Origin of the sequence: Streptomyces sp. NPDC012508 (genome assembly GCF_042902595.1) — a bacterium.
Lineage (GTDB): Bacteria > Actinomycetota > Actinomycetes > Streptomycetales > Streptomycetaceae > Streptomyces.
Genome location: NZ_JBIBEO010000001.1, coordinates 346,989 through 373,112, shown reverse-complemented (window position 1 = coordinate 373,112; position 26,124 = coordinate 346,989). Strand labels below are relative to the sequence as shown.

General features: G+C 72.3%; 25 protein-coding genes. 17 read left to right on the top strand and 8 right to left on the bottom strand.

Going from position 1 to position 26,124, the window contains the following annotated elements; translation table 11 throughout:
- Positions 1–29: 29 nt before the first annotated feature.
- Positions 30–1,193, bottom strand: a complete 1,164-nt coding sequence (locus ACFY8U_RS01455) for an ABC transporter ATP-binding protein (protein WP_389564142.1) — start codon at positions 1,191–1,193, stop codon at positions 30–32.
- Between the two features lie 87 nt (positions 1,194–1,280).
- Between ACFY8U_RS01455 and ACFY8U_RS01450 the strand changes: the two genes are divergently transcribed.
- The 6 genes from ACFY8U_RS01450 (at position 1,281) to ACFY8U_RS01425 (ending at position 7,576) form a co-directional block, all read left to right on the top strand.
- Entirely contained in the window at positions 1,281–2,828 is a 1,548-nt protein-coding gene (locus ACFY8U_RS01450; RefSeq protein ID WP_389564139.1) for a cellulase family glycosylhydrolase, read from the top strand.
- An 83-nt stretch (positions 2,829–2,911) separates the two neighbouring features.
- Positions 2,912–4,210: an alpha/beta fold hydrolase gene (locus tag ACFY8U_RS01445; RefSeq protein ID WP_389564136.1), complete on the top strand. Its 1,299-nt coding sequence runs from the start codon at positions 2,912–2,914 to the stop codon at positions 4,208–4,210.
- 173 nt (positions 4,211–4,383) lie between these two features.
- Positions 4,384–5,283, top strand: coding sequence for an SIS domain-containing protein (locus tag ACFY8U_RS01440; protein ID WP_389564133.1), 900 nt, complete (start codon positions 4,384–4,386; stop codon positions 5,281–5,283).
- Between the two features lie 19 nt (positions 5,284–5,302).
- Complete coding sequence (locus ACFY8U_RS01435) at positions 5,303–6,055, top strand: PIG-L deacetylase family protein (protein ID WP_389564130.1); 753 nt, start codon at positions 5,303–5,305, stop codon at positions 6,053–6,055.
- A gap of 59 nt (positions 6,056–6,114) precedes the next feature.
- Positions 6,115–6,687 (top strand): hypothetical protein, encoded by a 573-nt coding sequence (locus tag ACFY8U_RS01430; protein WP_389564127.1) that lies wholly within the window; start codon positions 6,115–6,117, stop codon positions 6,685–6,687.
- Positions 6,688–6,742: 55 nt separating this feature from the next.
- Complete coding sequence (locus ACFY8U_RS01425; RefSeq protein WP_389564124.1) at positions 6,743–7,576, top strand: enoyl-CoA hydratase/isomerase family protein; 834 nt, start codon at positions 6,743–6,745, stop codon at positions 7,574–7,576.
- A 39-nt stretch (positions 7,577–7,615) separates the two neighbouring features.
- Here the strand turns inward: ACFY8U_RS01425 and ACFY8U_RS01420 are convergent, their stop codons facing one another.
- The 4 genes from ACFY8U_RS01420 to ACFY8U_RS01405 form a co-directional block, all read right to left on the bottom strand.
- Positions 7,616–8,800, bottom strand: a complete 1,185-nt coding sequence (locus tag ACFY8U_RS01420) for a hypothetical protein (protein WP_389564122.1) — start codon at positions 8,798–8,800, stop codon at positions 7,616–7,618.
- Positions 8,801–8,968: 168 nt separating this feature from the next.
- Positions 8,969–9,748, bottom strand: a complete 780-nt coding sequence (locus ACFY8U_RS01415; protein ID WP_389564119.1) for a VOC family protein — start codon at positions 9,746–9,748, stop codon at positions 8,969–8,971.
- Between the two features lie 119 nt (positions 9,749–9,867).
- Positions 9,868–10,767, bottom strand: a complete 900-nt coding sequence (locus ACFY8U_RS01410; RefSeq protein ID WP_389564117.1) for an SDR family oxidoreductase — start codon at positions 10,765–10,767, stop codon at positions 9,868–9,870.
- A gap of 112 nt (positions 10,768–10,879) precedes the next feature.
- Entirely contained in the window at positions 10,880–11,845 is a 966-nt protein-coding gene (locus ACFY8U_RS01405) for an NAD(P)/FAD-dependent oxidoreductase (protein ID WP_389564114.1), read from the bottom strand.
- A gap of 63 nt (positions 11,846–11,908) precedes the next feature.
- On the opposite strand from ACFY8U_RS01405, the gene ACFY8U_RS01400 reads away from it, so the two are divergent.
- From ACFY8U_RS01400 to ACFY8U_RS01385, 4 genes are all read left to right on the top strand, one after another.
- Positions 11,909–12,505, top strand: coding sequence for an XRE family transcriptional regulator (locus ACFY8U_RS01400; RefSeq protein ID WP_361431683.1), 597 nt, complete (start codon positions 11,909–11,911; stop codon positions 12,503–12,505).
- A gap of 122 nt (positions 12,506–12,627) precedes the next feature.
- Positions 12,628–13,596 (top strand): NADPH:quinone oxidoreductase family protein, encoded by a 969-nt coding sequence (locus ACFY8U_RS01395; protein ID WP_361647447.1) that lies wholly within the window; start codon positions 12,628–12,630, stop codon positions 13,594–13,596.
- Entirely contained in the window at positions 13,593–14,792 is a 1,200-nt protein-coding gene (locus ACFY8U_RS01390; RefSeq protein WP_389564110.1) for an acyl-CoA dehydrogenase family protein, read from the top strand. The genes ACFY8U_RS01395 and ACFY8U_RS01390 overlap by 4 nt, the downstream gene beginning before the upstream one ends.
- The gene (locus tag ACFY8U_RS01385; protein WP_389564107.1) at positions 14,789–15,865 is read left to right on the top strand and encodes an acyl-CoA dehydrogenase family protein; all 1,077 of its coding nucleotides are present in this window, start codon (positions 14,789–14,791) and stop codon (positions 15,863–15,865) included. The genes ACFY8U_RS01390 and ACFY8U_RS01385 overlap by 4 nt, the downstream gene beginning before the upstream one ends.
- 196 nt (positions 15,866–16,061) lie before the next feature.
- Here ACFY8U_RS01385 and ACFY8U_RS01380 read toward each other — a convergent pair whose 3' ends face one another.
- Positions 16,062–16,370: an ArsR/SmtB family transcription factor gene (locus ACFY8U_RS01380; RefSeq protein ID WP_389564105.1), complete on the bottom strand. Its 309-nt coding sequence runs from the start codon at positions 16,368–16,370 to the stop codon at positions 16,062–16,064.
- A gap of 131 nt (positions 16,371–16,501) precedes the next feature.
- Here ACFY8U_RS01380 and ACFY8U_RS01375 point away from each other — a divergent pair, with 131 nt between their 5' ends.
- Entirely contained in the window at positions 16,502–17,671 is a 1,170-nt protein-coding gene (locus tag ACFY8U_RS01375; RefSeq protein WP_389564102.1) for an MFS transporter, read from the top strand.
- 132 nt (positions 17,672–17,803) lie between these two features.
- Here the strand turns inward: ACFY8U_RS01375 and ACFY8U_RS01370 are convergent, their stop codons facing one another.
- Both ACFY8U_RS01370 and ACFY8U_RS01365 read right to left on the bottom strand, forming a co-directional pair.
- Positions 17,804–18,484: a 4'-phosphopantetheinyl transferase gene (locus ACFY8U_RS01370; protein ID WP_389564099.1), complete on the bottom strand. Its 681-nt coding sequence runs from the start codon at positions 18,482–18,484 to the stop codon at positions 17,804–17,806.
- Positions 18,474–19,340 (bottom strand): metallophosphoesterase family protein, encoded by an 867-nt coding sequence (locus tag ACFY8U_RS01365; RefSeq protein WP_389564096.1) that lies wholly within the window; start codon positions 19,338–19,340, stop codon positions 18,474–18,476. The genes ACFY8U_RS01370 and ACFY8U_RS01365 overlap by 11 nt, the downstream gene beginning before the upstream one ends.
- Positions 19,341–19,599: 259 nt before the next feature.
- On the opposite strand from ACFY8U_RS01365, the gene ACFY8U_RS01360 reads away from it, so the two are divergent.
- The 6 genes from ACFY8U_RS01360 to ACFY8U_RS01335 all read left to right on the top strand — a co-directional run bounded on the left by ACFY8U_RS01360 (position 19,600) and on the right by ACFY8U_RS01335 (position 26,070).
- Positions 19,600–21,216 carry an ABC transporter substrate-binding protein gene (locus tag ACFY8U_RS01360; protein ID WP_389564092.1) on the top strand — a complete coding sequence of 539 codons (1,617 nt, stop codon included), beginning with the start codon at positions 19,600–19,602 and terminating at the stop codon, positions 21,214–21,216.
- Positions 21,217–21,239: 23 nt separating this feature from the next.
- A complete protein-coding gene (locus ACFY8U_RS01355; RefSeq protein ID WP_389566090.1) occupies positions 21,240–22,205 on the top strand; it encodes an ABC transporter permease in 966 nt (321 codons plus the stop codon).
- On the top strand, positions 22,198–23,034 hold the full coding sequence (locus tag ACFY8U_RS01350) for an ABC transporter permease (RefSeq protein WP_361605468.1): 837 nt from the start codon (positions 22,198–22,200) through the stop codon (positions 23,032–23,034). The genes ACFY8U_RS01355 and ACFY8U_RS01350 overlap by 8 nt, the downstream gene beginning before the upstream one ends.
- A gap of 125 nt (positions 23,035–23,159) precedes the next feature.
- Positions 23,160–24,062, top strand: a complete 903-nt coding sequence (locus ACFY8U_RS01345) for an ABC transporter ATP-binding protein (RefSeq protein ID WP_389566087.1) — start codon at positions 23,160–23,162, stop codon at positions 24,060–24,062.
- A gap of 272 nt (positions 24,063–24,334) precedes the next feature.
- Positions 24,335–25,054 (top strand): ABC transporter ATP-binding protein, encoded by a 720-nt coding sequence (locus ACFY8U_RS01340; protein ID WP_389564089.1) that lies wholly within the window; start codon positions 24,335–24,337, stop codon positions 25,052–25,054.
- A gap of 173 nt (positions 25,055–25,227) precedes the next feature.
- Positions 25,228–26,070 (top strand): phosphatidylinositol-specific phospholipase C/glycerophosphodiester phosphodiesterase family protein, encoded by an 843-nt coding sequence (locus ACFY8U_RS01335; RefSeq protein ID WP_389564087.1) that lies wholly within the window; start codon positions 25,228–25,230, stop codon positions 26,068–26,070.
- The last annotated feature ends 54 nt before the right edge of the window (positions 26,071–26,124 follow it).

Below are 26,124 nucleotides of genomic sequence, written 5' to 3'. Positions count from 1 at the left end.
GCCGCACCCCTCACGCGTCGTGGACGGAGTCACACGTCGTGGACCGAGTCGTACTCCACCTCGTCCCGGGCCACGCCCTGGGCGTCCGCGTCCACGGAGCGGCGCAGCGCCTCGTGGAGCTTCGCCGGCGTGAGGACCCCGAGGAACCGTGTCCCGTCGAGGACGGCCACCCAGCCCGCGTCGTGCTGGAGCATCTCGCTGAACGCCTGCTTCAGCGGGGCCCCGACCGGCACCCAGGCCTCCATACGGCGGGCCAGGTCGCCGACCGTGCCCTCCTGGCCCGCGAGCGCGAGGACGTCGGTGGCGACCCAGCCGTGCAGATCGCCGTCGGCGCCCAGGACGACGGCCCAGCGGGCCCCTTCCGCCCGCAGCCGGGCCGCCGCGTCCGGCGACGGCTCGTCCAGGCGGGCCACGGACGGCTGTTCCAGGTCGTCCGGTTCGATCGTGGTGACCGAGAGCCGCTTGAGCCCCCGGTCGGCGCCGACGAACTGGGCGACGTAGGGCGTGGCGGGCGCGCCGAGCACGGCCGCCGGGGTGTCGAACTGCTCGATGCGGCCCTGCCCGTACACGGCGATCCGGTCGCCCATGCGGACCGCCTCCTCGATGTCGTGGGTGACCAGGAGGACCGTCTTGCGCACGGTGGCCTGAAGGCCCAGGAACTCGTTCTGGAGGTGCTCGCGGACCACCGGGTCCACCGCCCCGAAGGGTTCGTCCATCAGCAGCACGGGCGGGTCGGCGGCGAGCGCGCGGGCGACGCCGACGCGCTGGCGCTGGCCACCGGAGAGCTGCGCCGGATAGCGCCGGCCGTAGGTCCCCGGGTCGAGGCCGACCAGGTCGAGGAGTTCGGCGGCGCGGGCCCTGGCCTTCGCCTTCTTCCAGCCGAGCAGCGCGGGCACGGTCGCGGTGTTGTCGAGGACGGTCCGGTGCGGGAAGAGCCCGACCTGCTGGATGACGTAGCCGATGTTCCGTCGCAGCCTGACCGGGTCGACCTTCGCGATGTCCTCCCCGTCGACCAGGATCCGGCCCGAGGTCGGTTCGATCAGCCGGTTGACCATCATCATCGTGGTCGTCTTGCCGCAGCCCGAGGGGCCGACCAGCGTGACCAGTTCCCCCTCGGCCACCTCGAAGGAGAGGCCGTCGACCGCGGTGGTGCCGTCCGCGTACACCTTGCTGACCTGCTCGAACCGGATCATGGATCCACGCTAGGAGGCCCGGTTGCCCCGCGCACGGGGGCCGGGACCGTCCGGGGAGCGACAGCCCGCTGAACATCGTCTCTTGTCATGACCCTTGCGAGTTGCTCTCCCGGGCTGCTATTCAATCCGTTAGGAAACTTTCCTTCCAATCCATCGTTCCGGGAGACCCCCATGACATCGGCACGATCGGCACGTCTCCGACTGCGTTCCCTGGGTGCCGCCGGTACCGCGGCGGCCGCACTCCTCCTCGGCCTCGCCACCGCCCCACCCGCCGCGGTCGCGGCCCCCGTCACCCACGAGGCGGAGACCGCCACCGTCTCGCGGGGCGCGGTCGAGTCCAACCACGCGGGCTTCACCGGCACGGGATTCGTCAACTACGACAACGCCACCGGCGGATACGTCCAGTGGAACGTCAACGCCGCACAGGCGGGCCAGGCGACCCTCACCCTGCGCTACGCCAACGGCACCACCACCAACCGGCCCATGGACATCGCCGTCAACGGCACCGTCGCCGCCGCCGGCAAGGCCTTCGCGGGGACGGGCGCCTGGACCACCTGGGCCACCACCACCCTCACGGTGAACCTCAAGGCGGGCGCCAACACCATTCGCGCCACCGCCACCACCGCCAACGGCGGCCCCAACGTCGACCACATCAAGGTCGACACCGCCACGGCGCCGCCCGTCGGCGACACCCCGGTCGCGATCAACGGCCAGCTCACGGTCTGCGGCGTCAAGCTCTGCAACCAGTACGGCAAGCCCGTCCAACTGCGCGGCATGTCCAGCCATGGCACGCAGTGGTACCCGCAGTGCCTCACCAACGGGTCGCTCGACGCCCTCGCCAAGGACTGGAAGGCCGACATCCTGCGCGTCTCCACCTACGTCCAGGAGGACGGCTGGGAGACCGACCCGGTCAAGTTCACCAACCTCGCCCACACCCTCATCGACCAGGCCACCGCGCGCGGCATGTACGTGATCGTCGACTGGCACATGCTCACGCCCGGCGACCCGCACGCCAACCTGGCGAACGCCAAGAGGTTCTTCACCGACATCGCCAACCGGCACAAGGACAAGAACAACATCTTCTACGAGGTCGCCAACGAGCCCAACGGCGACAGCGTGACCTGGCCGAGGATCAAGAGCTACCACGAGCAGATCGTTCCGGTCATCCGGAACATCGACGGCAACGCCCCGATCCTGCTCGGCACCCGCGCCTGGTCCTCCCTGGGCGTCTCGAACGGCGGCAGCGAGACCGAGGTCGTCGACAACCCGGTCAACGCCACCAACGTCATGTACACGTTCCACTTCTACGCGATGTCCCACCGCGAGGAGTACCTGAACACCCTCTCCCGGGCCGCCGACCGGATCCCCATGTTCGTCACCGAGTTCGGCACCCAGGACTACGCGGGTGAGGGCGCCAACGACTTCGCCATGTCGCAGAAGTACATCGACCTGATGGCCGCGAAGAAGATCAGCTGGACCAACTGGAACTTCTCCGACGACCACCGCTCGGGCGCCGTCTTCAAGACCGGCACGTGCGACAGCAACGGTCCCTGGACGGGCACCTCGTCCCTGAAGGAGGCCGGCGTCTGGATCCGCGACCGGATCAGGTCCGCCGACGACTTCCCCACCTCGTGACGCCTTCCTGACCCCTCGACGCGCCCCCGGCCCGACCCCTGTGATGCACTGGGCGGGCGGGGGCGTATCGAACAGGAGCCGCATTGACCAGCTACCGCCAGCCCGGCCTCGTCCTCACCGACCGCCGCTTCACCGTTCCGCTCGACCACGCGGACCCCGGAGGCGAGCAGATCGAGGTCTACGGCCGTGAGGTCGTCGCGCACGACCGGTCGGCCGAGGACCTGCCCTGGCTGGTGTACCTGGAGGGCGGGCCCGGCTTCGGGGCCCGCCGCTTCATCGGCCGGCAGGCCTGGCTCGGCCGGGCCGTCCAGGACTATCGCGTCCTCCTCCTCGACCAGCGCGGCACCGGCCACTCCACCCCCGTCAACCGCCAGACCCTGCCCCTGCACGGCACTCCGCGGCAGCAGGCCGACCACCTCGCGCACTTCCGGGCCGACTCGATCGTCAAGGACTGCGAACTCATCCGGAAGCGCCTCACCCGTGGCGCCCCCTGGACCGTCCTCGGCCAGAGCTTCGGCGGCTTCTGCGCCACCCACTACCTCTCCGCCGCCCCCGAGGGCGTCCGCACGGCCCTCATCACCGGCGGTCTGCCCTCCCTGCACGCCACCGCCGACGAGGTCTACCGGGCCGCCTACCCCCGCGTCCGGCGCAAGGTCGAGGCCCACTACGCCCGCTACCCCCAGGACGTCGACCGCGCCCGCCGGATCGCCGCCCACCTCCTGGAGAACCCGACGACCCTGCCGAACGGCGGACTCCTCACCGCCCAGGCCTTCCAGTCCCTCGGCATCCTCCTCGGCAGCGGCGAGGGAACCCACGAGCTGCACCTCCTCCTGGAGGAGGCCTTCGTCCCCACGCCCGCCGGCCCCGCGCTCTCCGACGCCTTCCTGGAGAACGTCCAGGGCCGCCTCTCGTACGCCGGACACCCGCTCTACGCCGTGCTCCACGAGGCCATCTACGCTCAGGGCCAGGGGCCGACGGCCTGGGCCGCGGAACGCGTCCGCGCCGAGTTCCCGGAGTTCGACGCGGAGAAGGCCCTGGCCGGTGACGCACCCCTCCTCTTCACCGGAGAGACCGTCCACCCCTGGCACTTCGAGACCGACCCCGCGCTGCGCCCGCTCCGCGAGACCGCCCACCTCCTCGCCGAACGGACAGACTGGGCACCGCTCTACGACCCCGCGCGGCTCGCCGCCAACGAGGTACCCGTCGCCGCGGCCGTCTACCACGACGACATGTACGTCGACACCGCCCACTCGCTGGAGACCGCCCGTGCCGTCCGGGGGCTGCGGACCTGGGTGACGGACGAGTTCGAGCACGACGGCGTACGGGCCGGTGGGCCGAGGGTCCTTGACCGGCTGCTCTCCCTCGCCCGGGGCGAGATCTGACCGTCGGGTCTTCCGGGACCGCCCTGGGCCGCCTGGGGCCGTCCGGCCCGACGCGGCGCGAGCCCCGTCACGGCCGGGCGGAAAAGTCCAAGCAGTGCGTCCTGATTACTCATGGTGCGCGCGGGGCGCGACGGATAGAACTCGTCCGGAGTGCACCGAGGAGAGGACCGGACATGACCACCCACGTCAGTGCCGAGATCGCCGGGCAGCCCGACTGCTGGCGCCGCGCGGCGGACACCGCGGCCGACCACGCCTATCTGCTGCCCCGGCGGGGTGAGCGGATCGCGGTCGTCGGCTGCGGTACCTCGTATTTCATGGCCCGTGCCTACGCCGCCCTGCGCGAATCCCTCGGCGCGGGCGAGACCGATGCCTTTCCCGCCTCCGACGAGACCCCGCTCGGCCGCGGCTACGACCGGATCGTCGCCCTCACCCGCTCCGGTGCGACCACCGAGGTGGTGACCCTGCTCGCCCGCGCGGCCGGCCGTATCCCGACGCTCGTCCTGACCGGCGTCCCCGACAGCAGGGCCGCGCACCACGCGGACCGGGCCGTCGTCCTCGACTACGCCGACGAACGCTCCGTCGTCCAGACCCGGTTCGCCACCACCGCCCTCCAACTGCTGCGCGCGGGGCTGGGCGTGGACCTCGCCCCCTCGATCGCCGACGCCGAACTCGCCCTCTACGAACCGCTGCCCACGGTCTGGGAACGGCGCGCCCAGTTCACCTTCCTCGGCACCGGCTGGACGGTCGGACTCGCCGACGAGGCCGCGCACAAGCTCCGTGGCGTGGCGCGCGCCTGGGCGGAGTCGTACGCGGCGATGGAGTACCGCCACGGGCCGATCGTCATCAGCGACCGCACGAGTCTCGTGTGCTGCCTCGGTCCCGAGCCGGCCGGTCTGCGGGACGAAGTGGAGGCCACCGGCGCGCTGTTCGCCGCCGACGCCATCGACCCGGTGGCCGCCCTGGTGCGCGCCCAGCGCCTCTCCGTCACCCTCGCGGCGCGCCGCGGCCTGAACCCGGACCGCCCCCGTCATGCCTCCCGCTCGGTCATCCTTTCCGGAGCGATCCGGGGGTGAACCCCCGTATCCTGCGCCCATGATCGACACGAGCAGCACACCCCTCGACGACATGCCCGACGACTGGCAGCGCGCGCTGGCCGTGGTCGCCCACCCGGACGATCTCGAATACGGCTGCGCCGCCGCCATCGCGGGGTGGACGGACGCCGGCAAGGAGGTCGTCTACGTCCTCGCGACCCGCGGCGAGGCCGGCATCGACTCCATCGCCCCGGCCACCTGCGGCCCGCTGCGCGAGCAGGAGCAGCGGGCGAGCGCGGAGGTGGTCGGGGTGTCGGCCGTCGAGTTCCTCGACCACCGGGACGGGGTGATCGAGTACGGACTCGGTCTGCGCCGCGACATCGCGGCGGCCGTCCGCCGCCACCGGCCCGAGCTCGTCGTCACGCTCAACCACCGTGACACCTGGGGGTCGGGCGTCGGAGGGTTCTGGAACACCCCGGACCACGTGGCCGTCGGCCGCGCCACGCTCGACGCGGCGGGCGACGCGGGCAACCGCTGGATCTTCCCCGAACTGACCGAGCAGGGCCTGGAGCCGTGGAACGGTGTGCGCTGGGTGGCGGTCGCCGGAACGAACACGCCGACCCACGCCGTCGACGCCACGCCCGGCGTCGAGCGCTCGGTCCGGTCGCTTCTCGCCCACCGCGCGTACATCGAGGGTCTGACGGACCAGGACCCCGAGGAGTACGTCCGTACCTTCCTGGCGCAGAACAACGAGCGCTTCGCCGCCCGGTACGGCGGCCGGCCGACCGTCGCCTTCGAGCTGTTCGCCCGCTAGAGGGCCGCGGAAGCCGCTGCCGGGGGTCGCTGTCAGCGGCGTGGCCTAATCTCGCCCGCATGACCACACTGCTTCTCCACGACGGCGCGACCGACCCGGCCGCGCCCGTCTCCCGCGCCGGCGGCCTGCCCCTCGTGCCGGAGGGTTTCGTCTGGCCGCTCTGCGCGGAGTGCGAGGGGGCGATGCAGTTCATCGCCCATCTGGACCGGGGCGCGGACGTCGTCTCCGTCTTCATGTGCCAGAACGAGCCGGGGCTGTGCCAGGAGTGGGATCCCGCCGCGGGCGGCAACCGGGCGTACGTCTTCCCCGCCGAGGGGCTCCTTCCGGCCACCGCCCCGGCCGAGGGCGAGACGCGGCTCGACGAGGTCTCCGTCCTGACCGCGCGGCCCGTCGAGGCCGAGACGTACGGCGAGGAGGACACCTTCGGGCCCGTGGACGGCAAGGACGTCCTGGGACAGCTCGGCGGGGAGCCGTACTGGCTCCAGTGGGACGAGACACCGGGCTGCGCCGACTGCGGCAAGAAGATGGGTTTCGTGGCCCAGCTGGACCGGGTTGCCAACTTCGGCGGGGGGTACGCCTATGCCTTCGTCTGCGACGCATGCCGGCGGGCGGCCTTCCTCTGGCAGTGCTGACCCCCTAACCTGACCCTCTACCTGACTGAGTGTCAGGAATCGGGGGTGGTGCGCGGTGATCGACACGCTCGGCACGGAGATCGCGGAGGGCGAGGAGCGCATCGCACTCACGGTCGAGGACGGCGTCGGCTTCCTCACGCTCTGCCGGCCGGAGAAGCTCAACGGCTGGAGCTGGGAGGCCAGCCGCCAGCTCGGCCTCATGGCCGACCGGATCCGCTTCGACGAGCGCGTACGGGTGGTGCTGCTGCGGGCCGAGGGGCGCGCGTTCTGCGCGGGCATCGATGTCACGGCGCCCGGTGGCGGAATCACCGGCCGCACGGCCGCGGAGAGGATCCGGCGGTACGACGAAGGCATCCGCTGGGTCCACGAACGCTTCGCGGTCTTCGCCCGGCTGCCCCAGCCGGTCGTGGCGGCCGTCCAGGGCTACTGCCTCGGCTTCGGCTTCGAGCTCGCGCTGATGGCGGACGTCCGGATCGCCGCCGACGACGCTGTGTTCGCCCTCCCCGAGGCAGGCCTCGGGGTCGCCGTCGACGCGGGCGGCGATCTGCGGATCGCGCGTGAGGCGGGCGCGGGCTGGGCCAAGTACCTGGCCCTCACCGGCCGTCGGATCGACGCCGCCACCGCCGAACGGCTCGGCCTCGTCCAGGTCGTCACGCCCCGCGACGACCTCGACCGCACGGCCCGCGAAACGGTGGACGCCATCGCGTCCGCGGCGCCGCTCGCCGTCCGCGCGATCAAACGGAACATCGACGCCTACGCGGACCAGGGCCTGTCCGCAGCCCTGGACCGCACGGCCCTCTCGGCGGCGCTCACCCTGACGTCGGAGGACGCCCGCGAAGGCTACGCCGCCAAGGGGGCCCGCCGGCGCCCGCGTTTCAACGGCACCTGACCGACCGGCACCGGTGCGGCAACGGCAGACGTCGTCGCACTACGGCGTGTATCCGGAGGTGACGAAGAAGGCCCCGTACGTGAAGGAGATGAACGCCAGTGAGGCGAGCGTCGCAACCAAGGTGACCGGTCTGGCCCTGGCCAGAGCGGCGGCCGCGGGCAGCAGCAGAGTGAATCCGGGCAGCAGAAAACGGGGCTTGATCTGAATGAAGCCGCTCACGCCGACAGCCACGGCTACCAGGACCAAGGTGAAGACGACGACGGCCGCCGGCGGACGCGAGCTCAGGAGAGCCCACAGGAGGACGAGTCCTGCGATCACGATGAGCACGGAGCCTTGCTCCACCGCGCTCACGTGACCGGCGGCCACCCTGTTCGTGGCGGCGATGACGGACTGGCCGAAGTCGATGTGCGTCTTCCAGTCGCGCTGCACATCGAAGTAGCCCAACGGTCGCCCGGTGGCCAGGCCGGCCCATACGAAATAGCCGAGCAGGCCCAGCGGCGCGATGAGGATCGCGGTGAGCGTTCGACGCCCGCGCGGCGAAGCGAGTACCGCCGTGACGACGACCGCGGCCACCACCGCGACGCCCAGCGGACGGGTCAGGCCCGCCGCCACGGCCAGGAAGGACGCCGTGATCAGACGTTGCGTCACCAGGGCGTACAGCGACCAGGCGCACAGCGCGGTGAACATCGCCTCCGGGTAGGCCATGGACTGGATGAAGGCCTGCGGCAGCAGACCCCACAGGAGGACGAGCAGCAGTCCGACGCGATTGCTGTGCAGGGCTGTGCCGAAAGCATGGATCCCCCATGCCGCGACACAGGAGGACACGCAGGTGATCAGCAGTGCGGTACCGACGATCGTCATCGGCAGCATTTCGCTGACCGCTCGCACGACACCCGGATACAACGGAAAGAACGCGAGGTCCTGCCATCTGCCGGCCGGTCCGCCGCCGTAGCCGGGAACCAGATCCGCGTGCCCGTAGCCATGCTGCGCGATGCCCAGGTACCACCTCGCATCCCACACATAGCCCAGCGATGTCAGAAGAGACTGGTCGCTCTCCTTCGATCGCATCGCGATCCAGGTGACACCCAGGACCTTGCACGCCAGGTAGCAGAGGATCGCCGGCCTGGCGCGCCGATACGACAGAAAGGCACGTCGAACGGGAATGTTCCGCCGTGAATTCTGCAGAACTGCCTGTCTGGGTTTCGCGCCGGTCTCGACGGTCAATTCGTGCCCAATCATCGGCGCCGCATGTGAGGGTGCGGTCGTGAACCGGTAACTCTGTCCGGACCCTACTCAGAGCACGCCCGAGAACGCGCGCAATGGAGAATTACGCGCTGAGAAGATCGCAGAGTGGTCGCCGATCGGGTGACAGCCGACAGTTCCGAAACGCGCCTAATTCGGCGGGGCGGGCTTCAGGACCGCGAAGGGGGCTCCGAACGGGTCCGCGAGCCAGGCGATGCGGCCGACGTCGGGGATGTCGGCCGCCGGCATGAGGACCGACCCGCCGTTGCCCTGTGCGCGGGCGACGACGTCGTCCGCGTCGGTCACAGCGAAGTACGGGATCCAGCGCGACTGGTTCCCGCCCTCCTGGAGTTCGGCGACCCCGCCGAAGGTGGCGTCCTCCAGGTCGCCCTCGGCGGTGGAGAGCACGCGGTAGGTCATGCCCGGCGCCTCCATCTCCTGCGAGCGCCAGCCGAACAGCTTTCCGTAGAAGTCCAGGGCGGCCGTCGGGTCGGGCACGTGCAGCTCGGCCCAGCACAGCGTGTTGTTCTCGGAGGCCTTGTCCAGGCCCTTCGTCTCGCCCGGCTGCCAGACCGCGAAGTCGGCGCCCGCCGGGTCGGTCAGCTGGGCCATCCGCCCGGCGGTCATGACGTCCATGGGCTCGGCGCGCACGGTCCCGCCCGCGGACTCCGTGGTCTTGACCGTGGCGTCGGCGTCGGGCGTCTGGAAGTACAGCGTCCACGCGCTGCTCGCCCCCGTCTCCGTCAGCGGACCGAGGGCGGCGACGGTCTTCCCGTCCTGCTGGAAGAAGCCGTAGCCTCCGGCGTCCGGTCCGGCCGAGGCGAACTCCCAGCCGAAGACGGCGGTGTAGAACGCGGCGGCGACCGCCGTGTCGGGGCTGCCGAGGTCGACCCAGCTGGGCGAGCCCTTGGTGAAGTCCGTACCGAGCATGTGGTGTGCCCTGCCTTTCCGAGTCTGGAGGTCGTCCGGTCACCCTCGCCGATCCTCGCCGCTCTCCCCCGCCCGCGCAGCCGCAGCCGCCCGGGTTCATCCGCGTGGACCAGCGCGCGTCACTCCCCGAACCGCCCCCGGCCCAGCTGCTCGCGCACCGGCACCACGGGATCGTTGACGAGGGCCCGGCGCTGCCAGTTCGCGCCGTCCACCACCAGCGTGTGCCCGGAGACGAACCGGGCGTACGGAGAGGCCAGGAAGGTCGCCGCCCAGCCCAGCTCCCGCGGGTACCCCACGCGCAGGGCAGGCTGCCGGGCGTCCTGGTCGGGCGCCCGCCCGAGCGCGCCGCGGATGCCGTCCGTCATGTCCTCGTGCGGCATCAGACCCGGCACCAGGCCGTTGACCTGGATCCCGTACGGCCCCCACTCCACCGCCAGCGTCTCGACCAGGTTCTTCACCCCGGCCTTCGCCGCCGCCGAGTGCGCGAAGCCGGGGCCGCCGGTCCAGGCGTAGGAGGCGCCCACGTTGACGACGGACCCGGGCGTGCGCGCGGCGAGGTGGCGTCGGGCGAACTCCCGGGTCATGAACCAGGTCCCGGTCAGCGTGATGTCGACGACCGCGCGCCAGCCGTTGGGCGACAGCTCCTCCGCCGGAACGGGAAAGTTGGCCGCCGCATTGTTCACCAGGACGTCCGGCCGGGAGCCGAGGGCCGTCTCGCACGTGTCGAAGGCCCCGGTCACGGCGGCGGGCTCGCGGATGTCGCAGACCGCGGTCGCCACCCGCGTCCCGCCGATCTCCGACAGCTCGCGCCGCGCGGCCTCCAAGCGGGCGGCCGTCCGGCCGACGAGCATCAGCTCCGCGCCCAGCCGGGCGAACTCGGCCGCGACCGCCTTCCCCAGCCCCGACCCGCCCCCGGTCACCAGGACCGTCTTCCCCTCGTACGTCCCCGGTGGCAGCGCGCTCGCACCGAGCGGGGGAGGGGCGGGCAGTCCCGGCGGATCCGTCTCTGCGTTCGTCATGCCGCATCGATAGCGCGCTGAGGGTGATAACTGAAGCCCTGTCGGCCCCCGACGGAGAGCCGCCTCGGCCTCCCGGCCGAAAGCCGCCTCGGCCTCCCGGCCGGAAGCCCCGTCAGCCCGCGGCCGCGACCTTGCGGTCCAGATCGCCCATGATCAGCTCCATGTTGATCGCCACGCCTGCCCGGTAGCCTCCGCTCGCCGCGTTGATCACCTGCTCCTGGGCGCCGATCGCGTTGCCCGCCGCCCACACGCCCGGCACGCTCGTCCGGCCGGTCTCGTCCACCGCCACGAAATCGCCGAGCGGTGTCTCGTGGGTCTCGGCACCGAGCGCGGTGAGCAGCCCGTCCCGCGGTGTCATGCGGGGACCGACGAAGAGAACGTCACGCTCCACGACCCGGCCGTCCGCCATCCGCACGCCGGTGAACCGGTCGTCCTCGACGACCAGACCCGCCACCTCGCCCGTCACCACCTGGACGCCGGCCGCCGCGACCCGGGCGCTCTCCTCGTCGGAGAGCGGTGCGGCCGTGTGCAGGAAGAGGGTCACGTCCGGGGACCAGTGGGCCAGGATCACGGCCTGGTGGGCGGCCATGACCGGGTGCGCGATCACCCCGAACGCCTGGTCGCGGACCTCCCAGCCATGGCAGTACGGGCAGTGCAGCACGTCCCGCCCCCACCGCTCGGCGACGCCGTCGATCGCGGGGAGCTCGTCGACGAGTCCGGTGGTGACGACGAGCCTGCGCGCGCGGACCAGACGGTCGTCGTCCACCGTCACCACGAAGCCCTCGGCGTCGCCGAGCTCCCGGACCGCTCCTGTCACCTGCCCGGTCGTCCACTCCACCCCGTATGCGGCGATCTCGCGCCGCCCCGCCTCCAGGAACTCCGCCGGGCTCATCCCGTCCCGGGAGAGGTACCCGTGCATATGGGCGGCCGGGGCGTTGCGCGGTTCACCGGCGTCGACCACCAGCGTCCGGCGCCGCGACCGGCCGAGGATCAGGGCCGCGCTCAGACCGGCCGCGCCGCCCCCGACCACCACCACGTCGTAGGAATCGAACTCGTGCGTGCTCGTGTGTTCGCTCATATCAGCAGCGTTCCCCCGACGCTCGGGGTTGACAAACACGTTTGCTGTTTCTGCAATGGAGACATGGCTGAAGCAGATACCGGGGACGACCGCATCGACGCCGTGCTCAACGAGGTCGGTCCACGACTGCGCCGGATCCGGCGCGATCGCGGCGCCACGCTCGGGGACCTCTCCGCCTCCACGGGGATCTCCGTGAGCACCCTCTCCCGCCTGGAGTCGGGGCAGCGCCGGCCGAGCCTGGAGCTCCTGCTCCCCATCGCCCGCGCCCATCAGGTGCCGCTGGACGAGCTGGTGGGCGCGCCGCCGGTCGGCGATCCCCGGGTCAAGGCCAAGCCGATCGTGCGGCACGGCCGGACGATGTTCCCGCTCACCCGCCAGCCGGGTGGCCTCCAGGCGTACAAGGTGGTGCAGGAGAAGCCGTACGAGAACCCCGACCCGCGGGTGCACGAGGGGTACGAGTGGCTCTATGTGCTGTCCGGGAAGCTGCGCCTCGTCCTCGGCGAGCACGACGTCGTGCTGGGGGCGGGGGAGGCCGCCGAGTTCGACACGCGCGTACCGCACTGGTTCGGGCCCACCCCCGACGGGCCGGTGGAGTTCCTCAGCCTGTTCGGTCCGCAGGGTGAGCGGATGCATGTACGGGCCCGCCCGAAGCGGTCCTGAGCCGACGGCGCGCGGGGCGGCCGGGTGCAAGAAGTCCCCGGCACATGGTTCCACCAGGCACAAGCGACCGCTTAGTATGCGATCGACCGCGCAGTACGGACGACGGCTGGTGGAGGACCGCGATGCAGGCATGGCGTGTGCACGAGAACGGCGAGCCGGGCGAGGTGATGCAGCTCGACGAGGTGGAGGCGCCCACACCCGGCGAGGGGCAGCTCCTCCTGAGGGTGCGCGCCGCCAACGTCAACTTCCCGGACGCCCTGCTCTGCCGGGGTCAGTACCAGGTGCGGCCCCCGCTCCCCTTCACGCCCGGGGTGGAGATCTGCGGCGAGACCGAGGACGGCAGGCGGGTCATCGCGACCCCCGCCCTCCCGTACGGCGGTTTCGCCGACTACGCGGTGGCGGACGCGGCGGCCCTGCTGCCCGCCCCCGAGGCCCTCGACGACGCGGAGGCGGCCGCTCTCCACATCGGCTACCAGACGGGCTGGTTCGGGCTGCACCGCCGCGCCGCCCTCAAGGAGGGCGAGACCCTGCTCGTCCACGCCGCGGCGGGCGGAGTCGGCAGCGCGGCCGTCCAGCTCGGCAAGGCGGCCGGTGCCACCGTCATCGGTGTCGTCGGCGGGGCGGACAAGGCCGAGGCCGCCCGGACGCTCGGCTGCGACATCGTCGTCGACCGGCGTTCCGAGGACGTCATCGCCGCCGTCAAGGAGGCCACCGGCGGCCGCGGGGCCGATGTGATCTACGACCCCGTCGGCGGCGAGGCCTACACCCAGTCCACGAAGGTCGTCGCCTTCGAGGGCCGGATCGTGGTGGTCGGCTTCGCCAGCGGGGTCATCCCCTCCGCCGCCCTCAACCACGCCCTCGTGAAGAACTACTCGATCCTCGGACTCCACTGGGGCCTCTACAACCTGAAGGACCCCGCGGCGATCCTGCGCTGCCACGAGACGCTCACCGAGTACGCGGCCAAGGGCCTGATCAAGCCCCTGGTCAGCGAGCGCGTCCCGCTCACCGGCGCGGCTGACGCCGTGCAGCGCGTGAGCGAGGGCGCCACCACCGGCCGTCTCGTCGTCGTCCCGGAAGGAGCCGCCGCATGACCGCCCCCACCCCGGACGCCGCCGAACTGCGCTCCCGTACGCAGCGGTTGATCGCCGAGCACCCGCCCGCGACCACCGACCGCACCGACTTCCTGCGGGCCCGCTTCGACGCCGGTCTCGCCTGGGTCCACTACCCCGTCGGCCTCGGCGGACTCGACGCCCCGCGCTCCCTGCAGGCCGTCGTCGACGCCGAACTCGCCGCCGCGGAGGCCCCCGACAACGATCCTCGCCGGATCGGCATCGGCCTCGGCATGGCGGCACCGACCCTCCTCGCGTACGGCTCCGAAGAGGTCAAGCAGCGCTTCCTCAAGCCGCTGTGGGTGGGCGAGGAGGTGTGGTGCCAGCTCTTCAGCGAGCCCGGCGCCGGGTCCGACCTCGCCGCGCTCGGCACCCGCGCCGTCCGCGACGACGCCACCGGCGACTGGATCGTCAACGGCCAGAAGGTGTGGACCTCCAGCGCCCATGTCGCCCGCTGGGCCATCCTCATCGCCCGCACCGACCCCGATCTGCCCAAGCACCGCGGCATCACGTACTTCATCTGCGACATGAGCGACCCGGGTGTCGAGGTGCGGCCGCTGCGCCAGATCACCGGCGAGGCCGAGTTCAACGAGGTCTTCCTCACCGGCGTCCGCATCCCCGACGCCCACCGGCTCGGCGAGACCGGCGACGGCTGGCGGGTCGCCCAGACCACGCTGATGAACGAGCGGGTCTCGATCGGCGGCGCCCGCATCCCCCGCGAGGGCGGCATGATCGGGCCGGTCGCCACGACCTGGCGCGAACGCCCGGAGCTGCGCACCCACGACCTCCACCGGCGGCTGCTCGACCTGTGGGTGGACGCCGAGGTGGCCCGGCTCACCGGGGAACGGCTGCGCCAGCAGCTCGTCGCCGGACAGCCGGGGCCCGAGGGCAGCGCGATGAAGCTCGGCTTCGCCCGCCTGAACCAGGCCATCAGCGGCCTGGAGGTCGAACTGCTGGGCGAGGAGGGGCTGCTGTACGGCGACTGGACCATGCGCCGTCCCGAGCTGGTCGACTTCACCGGCCGCGACGCCGGCTACCGCTACCTGCGCTCCAAGGGCAACTCGATCGAGGGCGGTACGACCGAGGTCCTGCTCAACATCGTCGCCGAACGTGTCCTCGGTCTGCCCGCCGAGCCCCGCAACGACAAGGACGTCGCCTGGAAGGACCTCGCGCGATGACTGACCTGCTCTACTCCGAGACCGAGGACGATCTGCGGGCGGCCGTCCGCTCCCTGCTCACCGACCGGGCCGACCCGAGCGTGCTGCTCGGCCGGATCGAGACCGGTGACCCGTACGTCCCCGGCCTCTGGAAGTCCCTCGCGGGCGAGATCGGGGCGGCCGGGCTGCTCGTCCCCGAGAAGCTGGGCGGCCAGGGTGCGAGCCACCGCGAGGCGGCGGTGGTCCTGGAGGAGCTGGGGCGCGCGGTGACGCCGGCGCCGTACCTCACCAGCGCCGTGGTCGCGACCGAGACCCTGCTCGGCCTGGACACCGAGAGCGCCCCGGTCGCCGACCTCCTCGCGGGGCTCGCCTCCGGGCGCAGGGTCGCCGTGCTCGCGCTTCCCCTGTCCACGGCCCCCGACGCGCCGCCGCCCGCCACGGAGACGGTGAACGGTGTCGCCGACGCCGCCCTCGCCGACGTGTTCCTCGTCCCGCGGGCCGGCGGCCTGCACGCGGTCGCGGCGGACGCCGCCGGTGTGGAGCCGCAGACGCCGCTCGACCTGACCCGGCCCCTCGCGACGGTGACCACGGCCGGCGCGAGCGGTGTCCGGCTCGCCGACGCCGAGACCTCCACGGCCGCGATCCGACGCGGTCTGCTCGCGGGGGCCGGGCTGCTCGCCTCCGAGCAGCTCGGGCTCGCCGAGTGGTGTCTGGAGGAGACCGTCCGCCACACGCGCACCCGCTACCAGTTCAACCGGCCCGTCGGCTCCTTCCAGGCGCTCAAGCACCGCATGGCGCAGCTCTGGCTGGAGGTCGTGAACGCCCGGGCGGCGGCCCGTGCCGCCGCCGACGCGCTGGCCACCGGAAGCGCCGACGCGCCGCTGACCGTCGCCGTCGCCCAGGCGTACTGCGCGAAGGTCGCCGTCCACGCGGCCGAGGAGTGCGTGCAGCTCCACGGCGGCATCGGCATGACCTGGGAGCACCCGGCGCACCTGGCGCTGAAGCGCGCCAAGTCGGACCAGATCGCTCTGGGTTCGACGGGGCGGCACCAGGACACGATCGCCGCCCTGGCCGGCCTCCCGGCCCCTGTCTGACCCTGGAGCAAGGGGCCCGAAGCCCGCACACTGAAGGACCGTTGAGTGAGGGGCGATCGCCCCGAGAGGGCCTCTGGCCGGCGAGAGTGCTGGTCAGGGGCCCTTCGTGCGATGCCGGTCGGCTCGCGCCGTCGCGGCGTGTCATCGAGGTGACGTCACCGTCCGCGGCGGGTGGAGGTGACGGCTGCCCGGACCGTCAGGTCAGCTGGGCAAGCACGGCGTCGAGCAGACCGGGGAAGCGCGTGTCGAGATCCTCGCGCCGCAGGCTGACGTAGCGGGTCCGGCCCTCGATCTCGGTCCAGGTCACCCCCGACTCACGCAGCACCCGGTAGTGGTGGGACATGGTCGTCCGGTGGACGTCGATGCTCTCGCCCACCGCCGAGCAGCTGTCACGGCCCTTGTCGGCCAGTTGGGCGACGATCTGGAGGCGTACGGGGTCCGCCAGCGCGTGAAAGACCTCGACGAGCCTGATCTCCTCCGTCGCCGGCTGCATCACGTCGCGCATCGCCGGTCCATCCGTGCCGTCATGCATCAACCGTAACCCACGATTGGATACGTGGACAACCATCAACGTGTTTGCTACTTTGCCGTTCCTGAAGCCATCCCCGCACCCCTCAGAAGCGGAAAGAGTGCATCGTGTACAAGCGGTTAACCCCCCTGGCGCTCGCGACGTTCGCCGTCGGCACCGACGGCTTCGTCATCGCGGGCCTGCTTCCCGCCATCGCCGACGACCTGAGCGTCAGCATTCCCGCGGCGGGTCAGCTGGTCACCGCCTTCGCGCTGACCCTGGCCGTCGCCGCCCCCGTCCTGGGCTGGGCCACCAGTTCCGTGGACCGCCGCAAGGCCCTGATGACCGCGCTGGTCGTCTTCGCGATCGGCAACGTCGTCACGGCGCTCGGCACCACCTACGCCGTCGTCCTGACGGCCCGCATCATCACCGCCGCCGGCGCCGGCATCATCACCTCCACGGCTTCCAGCGCCGCGGCCGTGGTCGCCCCGCCAAAACAGCGCGGCCGGGCCCTGGCCTTCGTCCTTGGCGGTCTCACCCTCTCCAGCGCCATCGGTCTGCCGCTCGGCACCCTCATCGGCAGCAGCGACTGGCACGTGACCCTGTGGGCGGTGGCCGGACTGGGCGTCGTGGCGGCTCTCGGCGTGGCGCTCGCCCTGCCGAAGATCATGCTCCCGGCCACGACGTTCCGCGCCCGCCTCGAGCCCCTCAAGGAGCGCTGGGTCCTCGGCACACTGGCCGTCACCATGCTGGCCCTGACCGGTGCGTACCTGCTGTACACGTACATCGGAGCCGCGCTCGAGGACACCGTCGACGGCTCCGGGGCCACGCTCACCTGGGTGCTGTTCGTCTACGGCATCGGTGTCCTGGCGGGCAACCTCCTGGCCGGACGGCTCTCGGACCGCTACCCGGCCGAGCGACTGCTGCTCGGCGCTCTGATCGCCTTCGTCGTCGTCCTGCTCCTTGCCCGCCCCGCCGTCGAGAGCCTGGCCACCACCTTCGTCTGGGCGGCGGTGTGGGGTGTCCTGGTGGGTGTCCCCACCGTCCTTCAGCAGCACCGTCTCGTCGCCCACGCACCCGCCGCCACACCCGTACTGCTCGGGCTTAACTCCTCGGCGATCTACCTCGGCGTCGCGCTGGGCGGGGCCCTCGGCGGACTCCTCCAGAACTGGATCTCGCCCGTCTGGCTGGGGATTCCGGCAGCCGGGGTCACTCTGTCGGCGTTCCTCCTCACCCTGGCGAGCGCCCGTAGCCGCAAGCGCGTGGCCGCCGAGGAGCCGAGCCTCGCCACCGGCTGACCGGCCGCGCGCACGGCGAACCCGACCCTGCCGGCCGTGTCGTGGATGGAGTGGCCGTCAGCGCCGGCAGCTCACCGCCGGCAGCTCACCGTCCGGCGCGAGCGCCGGTATCGGCACCCTCCTGACCGGGCGTCAGGCGTGCGGGACCGTCACCGCGGTCGCCACCAGCCCGTTACGGACGATCCACCGGCCCGTGAAGTGTCCGATCCGACGGCCCGTCACCACAGGTCCCGGAACGAGGAGTTCGGCCCGGAAATGGCCCCGTGTGCCGTCCTCGGCGGCCTCGTGGACCGTGATGTCCGCGTCCTCGAAACCGAGCGGCTTCCCGGTCAGCGGGAACCACGCCTTGTAGACGGACTCCTTCGCACTGAACAGCAGTCGCTCCCAGTGGACCGCGCGCTGCCGGGCGGCCAGCCGCGCGAGGCGTTCGCGCTCGGCGGGCAGCGAGACGGCTTCCGGAACGTCGGCGGGGAGCGGAGCATGGGGTTCGGCGTCGATCCCGACCGATGCCAGGGCGGCGGCCGGCGCGAGGACGGCGGCGCGATAGCCGTCGCAATGGGTCATGCTGCCCACCACTCCCTCCGGCCAGAGCGGGGCTCCCCGCTCGCCGACCAGTACGGCCTGCGGCGGCAGGCCGAGCTTGACCATGGCACGGCGGGCACAGGAGCGGACCGCGGTGAACTCACGGCGGCGTTTCTCCACCGCCCGCGCGACGATCGCCTCTTCCCCGGGGAACAGGGGGGACCGGTCGGCGCCGTCGTCACCGTACGACTCCACTCCGACCACCGAGTCGGGCAGCAGCTCATCGATCACCGGACGCGGCCTCCGTCGTCAGGATGCGGCGGAGCTCGCCCGGGGGCTTCGCGCGCTTGCGCCACTCGCGGGGGTACCCCACGGACACCTCTTCGAAGCGGACGCCCTCGTGGTACGTGGTCCGAGGGATGTGGAGATGGCCGTAGACCATGGCGGCCACGCGGAACCGGTGGTGCCAGTCCGCGGTCAGCCGGGTGCCGCACCACATCGCGAACTCGGGGTGCCACAGGACGTCCATGGGGTGACGGTGGAGGGGGTAGTGGTTGACGAGGACGGTGGGCAGGTCGCCGGGCAGTTCGGCGAGCCTGCGCTCGGTCTCGGCGACCCGGGCCCGGCACCACGCCTCGCGGCTCGGGTAGGGGTCGGGATGCAGCAGGTACTCGTCGTTGCAGACGATGCCCGTGCTCTCGGCGTACGCCAGCCCCTCGGCCTTGGTGGTGCATCCGGCCGGCAGGAAGCTGTAGTCGTAGAGCGTGAACAGCGGTGCCACGACGACCGGGCCACCGGCGCCGTCCCAGACGGGGTAGGCGTCCTCGGGGGTGGTCACGCCCAACTCCCGGCACAGTTCCACCAGGAACGCGTAGCGGTCCACGCCTCGCAGGGTGACGCTGTCCGCCGGATGGGTCCACAGCTCGTGGTTGCCCGGGGCCCAGACGACCTTGCGGAACCGGCCCGCCAGGGTCTTCAGGGCCCAGCGGATGTCGGCCACGTTCTCGGCGACGTCGCCGGCGACGAGCAGCCAGTCGTCGTCGGATTCGGGGTGCATCCTCTCGACGAGGGCGCGGTTCTCCTCGTAGCCGATGTGGAGATCGCTGACGGCCAGCAGCTGCCCGCCCCTACCGGCCGCAGATGTCACCGCTAGCTCCTTCGTCGTCCATGATCCCGAACCACAGGAACACATCCGGCAGCGTCCGGACAAGGGTGCTGGGCGCCTTCGGCATGTTCCCGGCGGCCGGAAATCGACGGTGACGGGCAGGCTCCCCGCCCGACGGCCACGGCGGCGGGGCGGCTACCTGGCGTGTTCGCGCAGGTCGTAGCGGTGACGTCGTTCTTCATACGGTTTAATTGCGAGTCGTTCGCAACAACGGTTGATCTTCAAGAGGGGTGTGGGCACGATGACCGCCCGATCCATACGCGGCATGGCCGCCGTGACGCTGGCCGGGTCTCTGGCCCTCACCGCGGCGGCATGTTCGAACCCGGGCGGGACCGCCGCGGGCTCCGGCGGCCCGAAGGACTCCGCGGTCGTCGGCATCGCCTACGAGCCGGAGACCCTGAGCCCCCTCCTGGGCTACGGCAAGGACGGCAACTCCAAGATCTTCGACGGGCTTCTCGCCTTCGACGCCGGCCTCGAGCTCCGCCCGGCCCTCGCCGCCGAGCTGCCTCAGGTGAGCCCGGACGGGCTGACGTACACGTACAAGCTCCGCAAGGGCGTGACGTTCAGCGACGGCAAGCCCTTCTCGGCCAAGGACGTCGTCTTCACGTACAGGAGCGTGCTCGACCCGAAGACCAACAACCCCTCCAAGACCGAGCTGGACGCCCTGAAGGACGTCAGGGCCGTCGGCGAGGACACCGTCGTCTTCACCCTGAAGTACCCCTATGCGCCCTTCGCCGAGCGCACCGTCCTCGCCATCGCCCCCGAGCACATCGCCGGGAAGCAGGACGTCAACACCGGCGCCTTCACCACCCGGCCGATCGGCACCGGCCCGTACGTCCTCACCGACTGGTCCAAGGGCGAGAAGCTCAGCTTCAAGGCCAACCCCACCTACTGGGGCGGCGCTCCGCAGGTGAAGAAGTTCACCATGGCGATCATCAAGGACGACGACGTCCGCGCCACCCGGCTCCGCGCCGGAGACCTCGACGGCGCCATCCTGCCGCCCAACCTCGCCGCCGGATTCAAGGGCGACAAGGCGAAGAAGACGTACGCCGCCAAGACGTACGACTACCGGACCGTCACGCTCCCCACCCACAACAAGGTCACCGGGGACGTCGCCGTCCGCCGCGCCCTCGACGTCGCCGTCGACCGGCAGGCCATGGTCGACAAGATCCTCGAAGGCGCCGGAAAGCCCGCCTACGGGCCCGTCCCCACCGACAGCGAGTGGTTCGCCAAGGGCACCGAGCGCCGCCACGACCTCGACGCCGCCAAGAAGATCCTCGACGAGGCCGGCTGGAAGCCCGGCGCCGACGGCGTCCGGGTGAAGGGCGGCGTACGGGCCGAGTTCCCGCTCTGGTACCTCTCCGGCGACAAGCTCCGCCAGGACCACGCCCTCGCCTACGCCTCCGACGCCAAGAAGGCCGGCATCGCTATCAAGACCCAGGGCGGCACCTGGGAGGTCATCGAACCCCGGATGAAGACCGACGCGGTCCTCGCCGGCGGCGGCTCGCCGGGCGACCCCGACTTCGACCAGTACCTCCTGCTGACGTCCCGCCTCGGCGGCGACGGCTTCAACAACATGGCCTGGTACGACAACAAGACCGTCGACAAGGCCCTGGAGGACGGCCGCCGCACGAACGACACCGTCGAGCGGCGCGCCGCCTACTCCATCGTCCAGCGCGAACTGGTGAAGAACCCCGGCTACACCTTCCTCACCCACATCGACCACCTGTACGTCGTGAACGACAGCTGGGACGGCCTGACCACCCAGACCGAGCCGCACGACCACGGCCTCGCCTCCGGCCCCTGGTGGAACGTCGAGGCATGGAAGCCCAAGGGCGCGGAGAAGGCCGAGCAGTGAGCCGGCGCCTCCCCTGGGGGGCCATGGCCCGGATGACGGGACGGCGGGCCCTGTTCGCCGTCCCCGTCCTCCTCGCCGTCACCTTCGCGGTCTTCGCCGTCGCCGCGGCCTCCCCCTTCGACCCCGTCAAGGCGTACACCGGCACCGCCGGACTCACCGCCTCGCAGGAGAACCTCGACCAGCTGCGCGCCAACCTCGGCGTGGACCGGCCCCTCACCGCCCGCTGGTGGGAGTGGCTCACCTCCGCGCTCCACGGCGACCTGGGCGACTCCAGCGTCATGCGCCAGCCCGTCGCCGACGTCATCGCCGAGCGCATCGGCTGGTCGGCCCTGCTCGCCACCACCGCCTTCCTCGTCGCCATCCTTCTCGGCACGGCTCTCGGCGTCCTCGCCGGGCGCCGCCGCGGCGGTCTGCTCGACCGGGCCGTCAGCTCCGCCGCGTACACCCTGGAAGCCGCCCCGGCCTTCTGGCTCGGCCTGCTCGCCATCTGGTTCTTCGCCCTGAAGCTCGGCGTCCTGCCGGCCGGCGGACTCACCGACACCGCCAGCGACACCGTCACCTTCGACCAGGTCGCCACCCACCTCGTGCTGCCCGCCCTGGTCCTCGGCGTCTCGCAGCTGCCCTGGTTCTTCCTGTACGTCCGTCAGGGCGTCGGCGACGCGCTGGAGGAGGACCCCGTACGCGGCGCACGCGCGCGGGGACTGCGGGACCGGACCGTCCTGCTCGGCCACGCCCTGCGTTCCGGCATGCTTCCCATGCTCACCCTCGTCGGCTCCCGCGTCCCCGAACTCATCACCGGGGCCCTGCTCGTGGAGACCGTGTTCAGCTGGCCCGGCATCGCCGCCGCGACCGTCCAGGCCGCCACCTCCGTCGACTTCCCGCTGCTCGCGGCGCTCACCGTGCTCGCCACCGCCGCCGTCCTCCTCGGCAACCTCCTCTCCGACCTGCTGTACGGGCTGGCCGACCCGAGGGTGGGCTTCGATGGCTGAGCTCCGTACCCGGCGCCTGCGCCTGTGGTCCTCCGCCGGGATCGTCGGCGCGGTGCTCCTCGCCGTGCTCATCGTCCCGCCGCTCGTCCAGCTCGACGAACAGGCCGTCGACCTGTCACTGAAACTCCTGCCGCCGTCCTGGGAGCACCCCTTCGGCACCGACGACGTCGGCCGGGACCTGCTGCTGCGCTGCGTCTACGGCCTGCGGATCTCGCTCCTCGTCGGCCTGGTCGCCGCGCTCGTCGCCACCGTCATCGGCACGGCCGTCGGCGCCGCGGCCGCCTCCCTCGGCGGCTGGACCGACCGGGTCGTGATGCGGATCGTCGACGCCTTCTCCTCCGTACCGCACCTGCTGCTCGGCATCTTCATCGTCGCCATGTTCCGGCCGGGGGTTTGGCCGGTCATCGTCTCCGTCGCGCTCACCCACTGGCTGTCGACCGCCCGGATCGTCCGCTCGGAGGTCCTCTCGCTGCGCTCGCGCCCCTTCGTCGACGCGGCCATCTCCGGCGGCGCCTCGCGGTGGCGGGTGACCGTACGCCATCTGCTGCCCGCCGTCCTGCCGCAGGCAGGACTCGCCGCCGTCCTGATGGTTCCGCACGCCATGTGGCACGAGTCCGCGCTCTCCTTCCTCGGCCTCGGCCTGCCCAGCCACCAGGCCAGCCTCGGCAACCTCGTCCAGTCCGCGCGCTCCTCGCTGCTCGCCGGCGACTGGTGGCCGACGCTCTTCCCCGGCCTGCTCCTCATCGTGCCGACCCTGGCCATCGCCGGTCTCGCCGGAGCCTGGCGGGACCGGCTCAATCCGCGCCGCCGATCGGAGCTGATGTTGTGACCGCCCCGGACTCGCGTGTCGTACGCGCCCAGAAGGCGGTCACCGCCGGGGGTCCCCCCGCCGCAGGCAGGGGGAGCGCCGGCGAGGCCGTGCTCAGCGTGCGCGGGCTCTCCGTCCGCTTCCGGATGCGCGGCGGCCGGCACGTCGCCGCCGTCACCGACGCCGACTTCGACCTGGCGCCGGGGGAGTGCCTCGCCCTCGTCGGCGAGAGCGGCTGCGGCAAGTCGGTCCTCGCCTCCGCGCTCCTCGGGCTGCTGCCGGGGAACGCCGAGACGTCCGGAACGGCGCTGCTCGAAGGCGTCGATCTGCTCGCCGCCGACGAGCGGACCCTGGCCCGCACGGTACGGGGACGGCGCGTCGGCCTCGTGCCGCAGAGCCCCGCCGCCCACCTCACCCCCGTGCGGACCGTGCGCGCCCAGCTGGAGGAGACCGTCCGCGAGCTGACCGGCACCCCGCGGCGGGAGCGCCGGGCGGCGGCCGAGGCGGCGGCGGAACGGGCCGCGTTCCCGGCCGGGCACCTCGACCGGTACCCCCACGAACTCTCCGGCGGGCTCGCGCAGCGCGCCGCCACCGCGCTCGCCCTCATCGGCGACGCGCCGCTCCTCCTCGCCGACGAGCCGACCACCGGCCTCGACCGGGACCTCGTCGAGCGGACGGTCGACGAACTGCGCCGCCATGCCGACGACGGGCGCGCGCTGCTGCTCATCACGCACGACCTGGCCGCGGCGGAACGTGTCGCCGACCGGGTGGCCGTGATGTACGCCGGGCGGATCGTCGAGACGGCCGCCGCCCACCGCTTCTTCGGGCAGCCGGGCCCCCGTCACCCGTACGCCCGGGGGCTCCTGAACGCCCTGCCCGACCGCGCGTTCACCCCGATCCCCGGTATGCCCCCCGAACTGACCGCCCTGCCACCCGGCTGCGCGTTCGCCCCGAGGTGCCCACGTGCGACGCAGACCTGCGCCACGCTGCCGGAGCCGGTGGCAGGGGTGGCGTGCCACTACCCGGTGGGGGAGGCCCCCGATGCGTGACGACCGGCCCGCGCCCGAAGCCGCCACGGCGCCCCTCGGCGCGTTCCCGCGCCGCGCCGACACCTCGCGCCGCGCCGCCACCCGTCGCCCGACGGCCGCGTGCCCGTCACCGCGTGCCGGTGGTCGCCGCGGCTGTGGCCGTGGGGTGCCCCTCGGCGCGTCCCCGCGGCGGGCCGACACCCGGGAACCGGCGGCCCTGAGCGTCGTCCACGTCCGTACCCGCCCGGAGGCCGGCGGTCGTTCCCTTGCTCCCGTCGCACCAGGAGTGCCCCGTGCTTGAACTCGACGCCCTCACCGCCGGCTACGACCGTCGCACTCCCGTCTTCGTCGACACCTCGCTCACCATCGCGCCCGGAGAGTCGGTCGGCCTCCTCGGGCCCAGTGGCTGCGGCAAGTCCACGCTCGCGCGTGTTGCCGCGCTGCTCCACCGGCCGGACGCCGGGCGCGTCACCATCGACGGGCAGCGGGTACGGGGCTGGCGGCACGGCGCGCCGCGCGGTCTGCGGACCGCCGTCGGCGTGGTGTTCCAGCAGCCCCGGATGTCCGCCGACCCACGCCTGCGGCTGCGCGACCTGATCGCCGAACCGCTCCGGGCCGGCGGCCGCCGCGCCGAGGTCCCCGAACGGCTCGCCCAACTCGCCCCCGCCGTCGGGCTCACCGACGACCTGCTGGCGCGGCGCCCGCACGAGGTCAGCGACGGCCAGCTGCAACGCGCCTGTCTGGCAAGGGCGTTGGTGCTGCGCCCACGCTGGCTCGTCTGCGACGAGATGACGGCCATGCTCGACGCCTCGACGACGGCGGCCCTGGTCGCCGCCGTGGAGGCGTACCGCACGGAATCGGGCGCGGGTCTGCTCGCGGTCGGCCATGACCGCGTCCTCCTGAACCGCTGGTGCGACCGCACGGTCGAGTGGTCCGACTGCGCGGGCGGAGGCGCGGACGGGGGCGGCAGCGGTCCGGGAGCCGTGGCCGGGGCCGAGTCGAAGGCGCTGTAGCGGGCCCGGTCACCCGCCCCCCGGCGAACGGTACGGCGTGCGGGGCGAGGGGCGAACCTCCGGCGACCGCGCGGCGTCGTGTGGGCCAACTCTTGGTCGGGCGCGGTCCGTTGGGCGTGCTGCCCGCACATACTCGTGCGGGTCCCTCGTCCCGACACCCCCGGAGTCACCCCATGGCGCCCCTGTCCCGCCGTACCGCCGTCGTCGCCCTGGCCGCCGCCGCGACCTCCGCCGCCCTGCCCGGCACCGCCGTCGCCGCCCACCGCGTCCGGCCGTTGCCGCTCGCGCACGCGCACAACGACTACCTGCACAAGCGGCCCCTCCACGACGCCCTCGCCCACGGGTTCACCAGCGTCGAGGCCGACATCTTCCTCATCGACGGGGAACTGCTCGTCGCCCACGAGCCCGCCGAGCTCGACCCGAGCCGTACGCTCCGCTCCCTCTACCTCGACCCGCTCCTCGCCCGGGTACGCGCCAACCACGGTTCCGTGTACGCCGGTTACCACCGTCCCGTACAGCTGCTCATCGACATCAAGGCCGACGGTGTCGCCGCGTACCAGGAACTGCACCGCCAACTCCGCCCGTACCGGCGGATGCTGTCCACCGTCACCGCCGGCCACGTCCGGCTCGGCGCGGTGACCCCCGTCATCTCCGGCGACCGCGCCGCGCGCGGCGCCATGGAGGCCCAGCCCGTCCGGCACGCCTTCTACGACGGCCGGCTCGACGACCTCGCCGCGCAGAACCCCGCGCCCGCGTCCTTCATCCCGCTCATCAGCTCCAACTGGACCCAGTCCTTCGGCTGGCGCGGCGAGGGGCCCTTCCCCGCCGCCGAGCGGGCCCGGCTCGCCTCGATCGTCGGGACCGCCCATGCGCGCGGCCAGCGGGTCCGCTTCTGGGCCACGCCCGACCAGCCCGGATCCGCCCGCGACGCCCTCTGGAGCGAGCTGCGCGCCGCCGGCGTCGACCACATCAACACCGACGACCTCGCCGGGCTCCGGGACTTCCTGAACCGCTGACGGGGAATCTCACCCGTTCGGCAGGCATGCCGTACGGCCGGACGGAGCTCCCGC

Excerpts from the sequence above, each read along its gene's own strand:
- ACFY8U_RS01455 (WP_389564142.1), bottom strand. The coding sequence starts at position 1,193 with ATGATCCGGTTCGAGCAGGTCAGCAAGGTGTACGCGGACGGCACCACC.
- ACFY8U_RS01450 (WP_389564139.1), top strand. The coding sequence starts at position 1,281 with ATGACCCTTGCGAGTTGCTCTCCCGGGCTGCTATTCAATCCGTTAGGA.
- ACFY8U_RS01440 (WP_389564133.1), top strand. The coding sequence starts at position 4,384 with ATGACCACCCACGTCAGTGCCGAGATCGCCGGGCAGCCCGACTGCTGG.
- ACFY8U_RS01435 (WP_389564130.1), top strand. The coding sequence starts at position 5,303 with ATGATCGACACGAGCAGCACACCCCTCGACGACATGCCCGACGACTGG.
- ACFY8U_RS01430 (WP_389564127.1), top strand. The coding sequence starts at position 6,115 with ATGACCACACTGCTTCTCCACGACGGCGCGACCGACCCGGCCGCGCCC.
- ACFY8U_RS01415 (WP_389564119.1), bottom strand. The coding sequence starts at position 9,748 with ATGCTCGGTACGGACTTCACCAAGGGCTCGCCCAGCTGGGTCGACCTC.
- ACFY8U_RS01410 (WP_389564117.1), bottom strand. The coding sequence starts at position 10,767 with ATGACGAACGCAGAGACGGATCCGCCGGGACTGCCCGCCCCTCCCCCG.
- ACFY8U_RS01405 (WP_389564114.1), bottom strand. The coding sequence starts at position 11,845 with ATGAGCGAACACACGAGCACGCACGAGTTCGATTCCTACGACGTGGTG.
- ACFY8U_RS01400 (WP_361431683.1), top strand. The coding sequence starts at position 11,909 with ATGGCTGAAGCAGATACCGGGGACGACCGCATCGACGCCGTGCTCAAC.
- ACFY8U_RS01395 (WP_361647447.1), top strand. The coding sequence starts at position 12,628 with ATGCAGGCATGGCGTGTGCACGAGAACGGCGAGCCGGGCGAGGTGATG.
- ACFY8U_RS01390 (WP_389564110.1), top strand. The coding sequence starts at position 13,593 with ATGACCGCCCCCACCCCGGACGCCGCCGAACTGCGCTCCCGTACGCAG.
- ACFY8U_RS01385 (WP_389564107.1), top strand. The coding sequence starts at position 14,789 with ATGACTGACCTGCTCTACTCCGAGACCGAGGACGATCTGCGGGCGGCC.
- ACFY8U_RS01380 (WP_389564105.1), bottom strand. The coding sequence starts at position 16,370 with ATGCGCGACGTGATGCAGCCGGCGACGGAGGAGATCAGGCTCGTCGAG.
- ACFY8U_RS01360 (WP_389564092.1), top strand. The coding sequence starts at position 19,600 with ATGACCGCCCGATCCATACGCGGCATGGCCGCCGTGACGCTGGCCGGG.
- ACFY8U_RS01355 (WP_389566090.1), top strand. The coding sequence starts at position 21,240 with ATGGCCCGGATGACGGGACGGCGGGCCCTGTTCGCCGTCCCCGTCCTC.
- ACFY8U_RS01350 (WP_361605468.1), top strand. The coding sequence starts at position 22,198 with ATGGCTGAGCTCCGTACCCGGCGCCTGCGCCTGTGGTCCTCCGCCGGG.
- ACFY8U_RS01345 (WP_389566087.1), top strand. The coding sequence starts at position 23,160 with ATGCGCGGCGGCCGGCACGTCGCCGCCGTCACCGACGCCGACTTCGAC.
- ACFY8U_RS01335 (WP_389564087.1), top strand. The coding sequence starts at position 25,228 with ATGGCGCCCCTGTCCCGCCGTACCGCCGTCGTCGCCCTGGCCGCCGCC.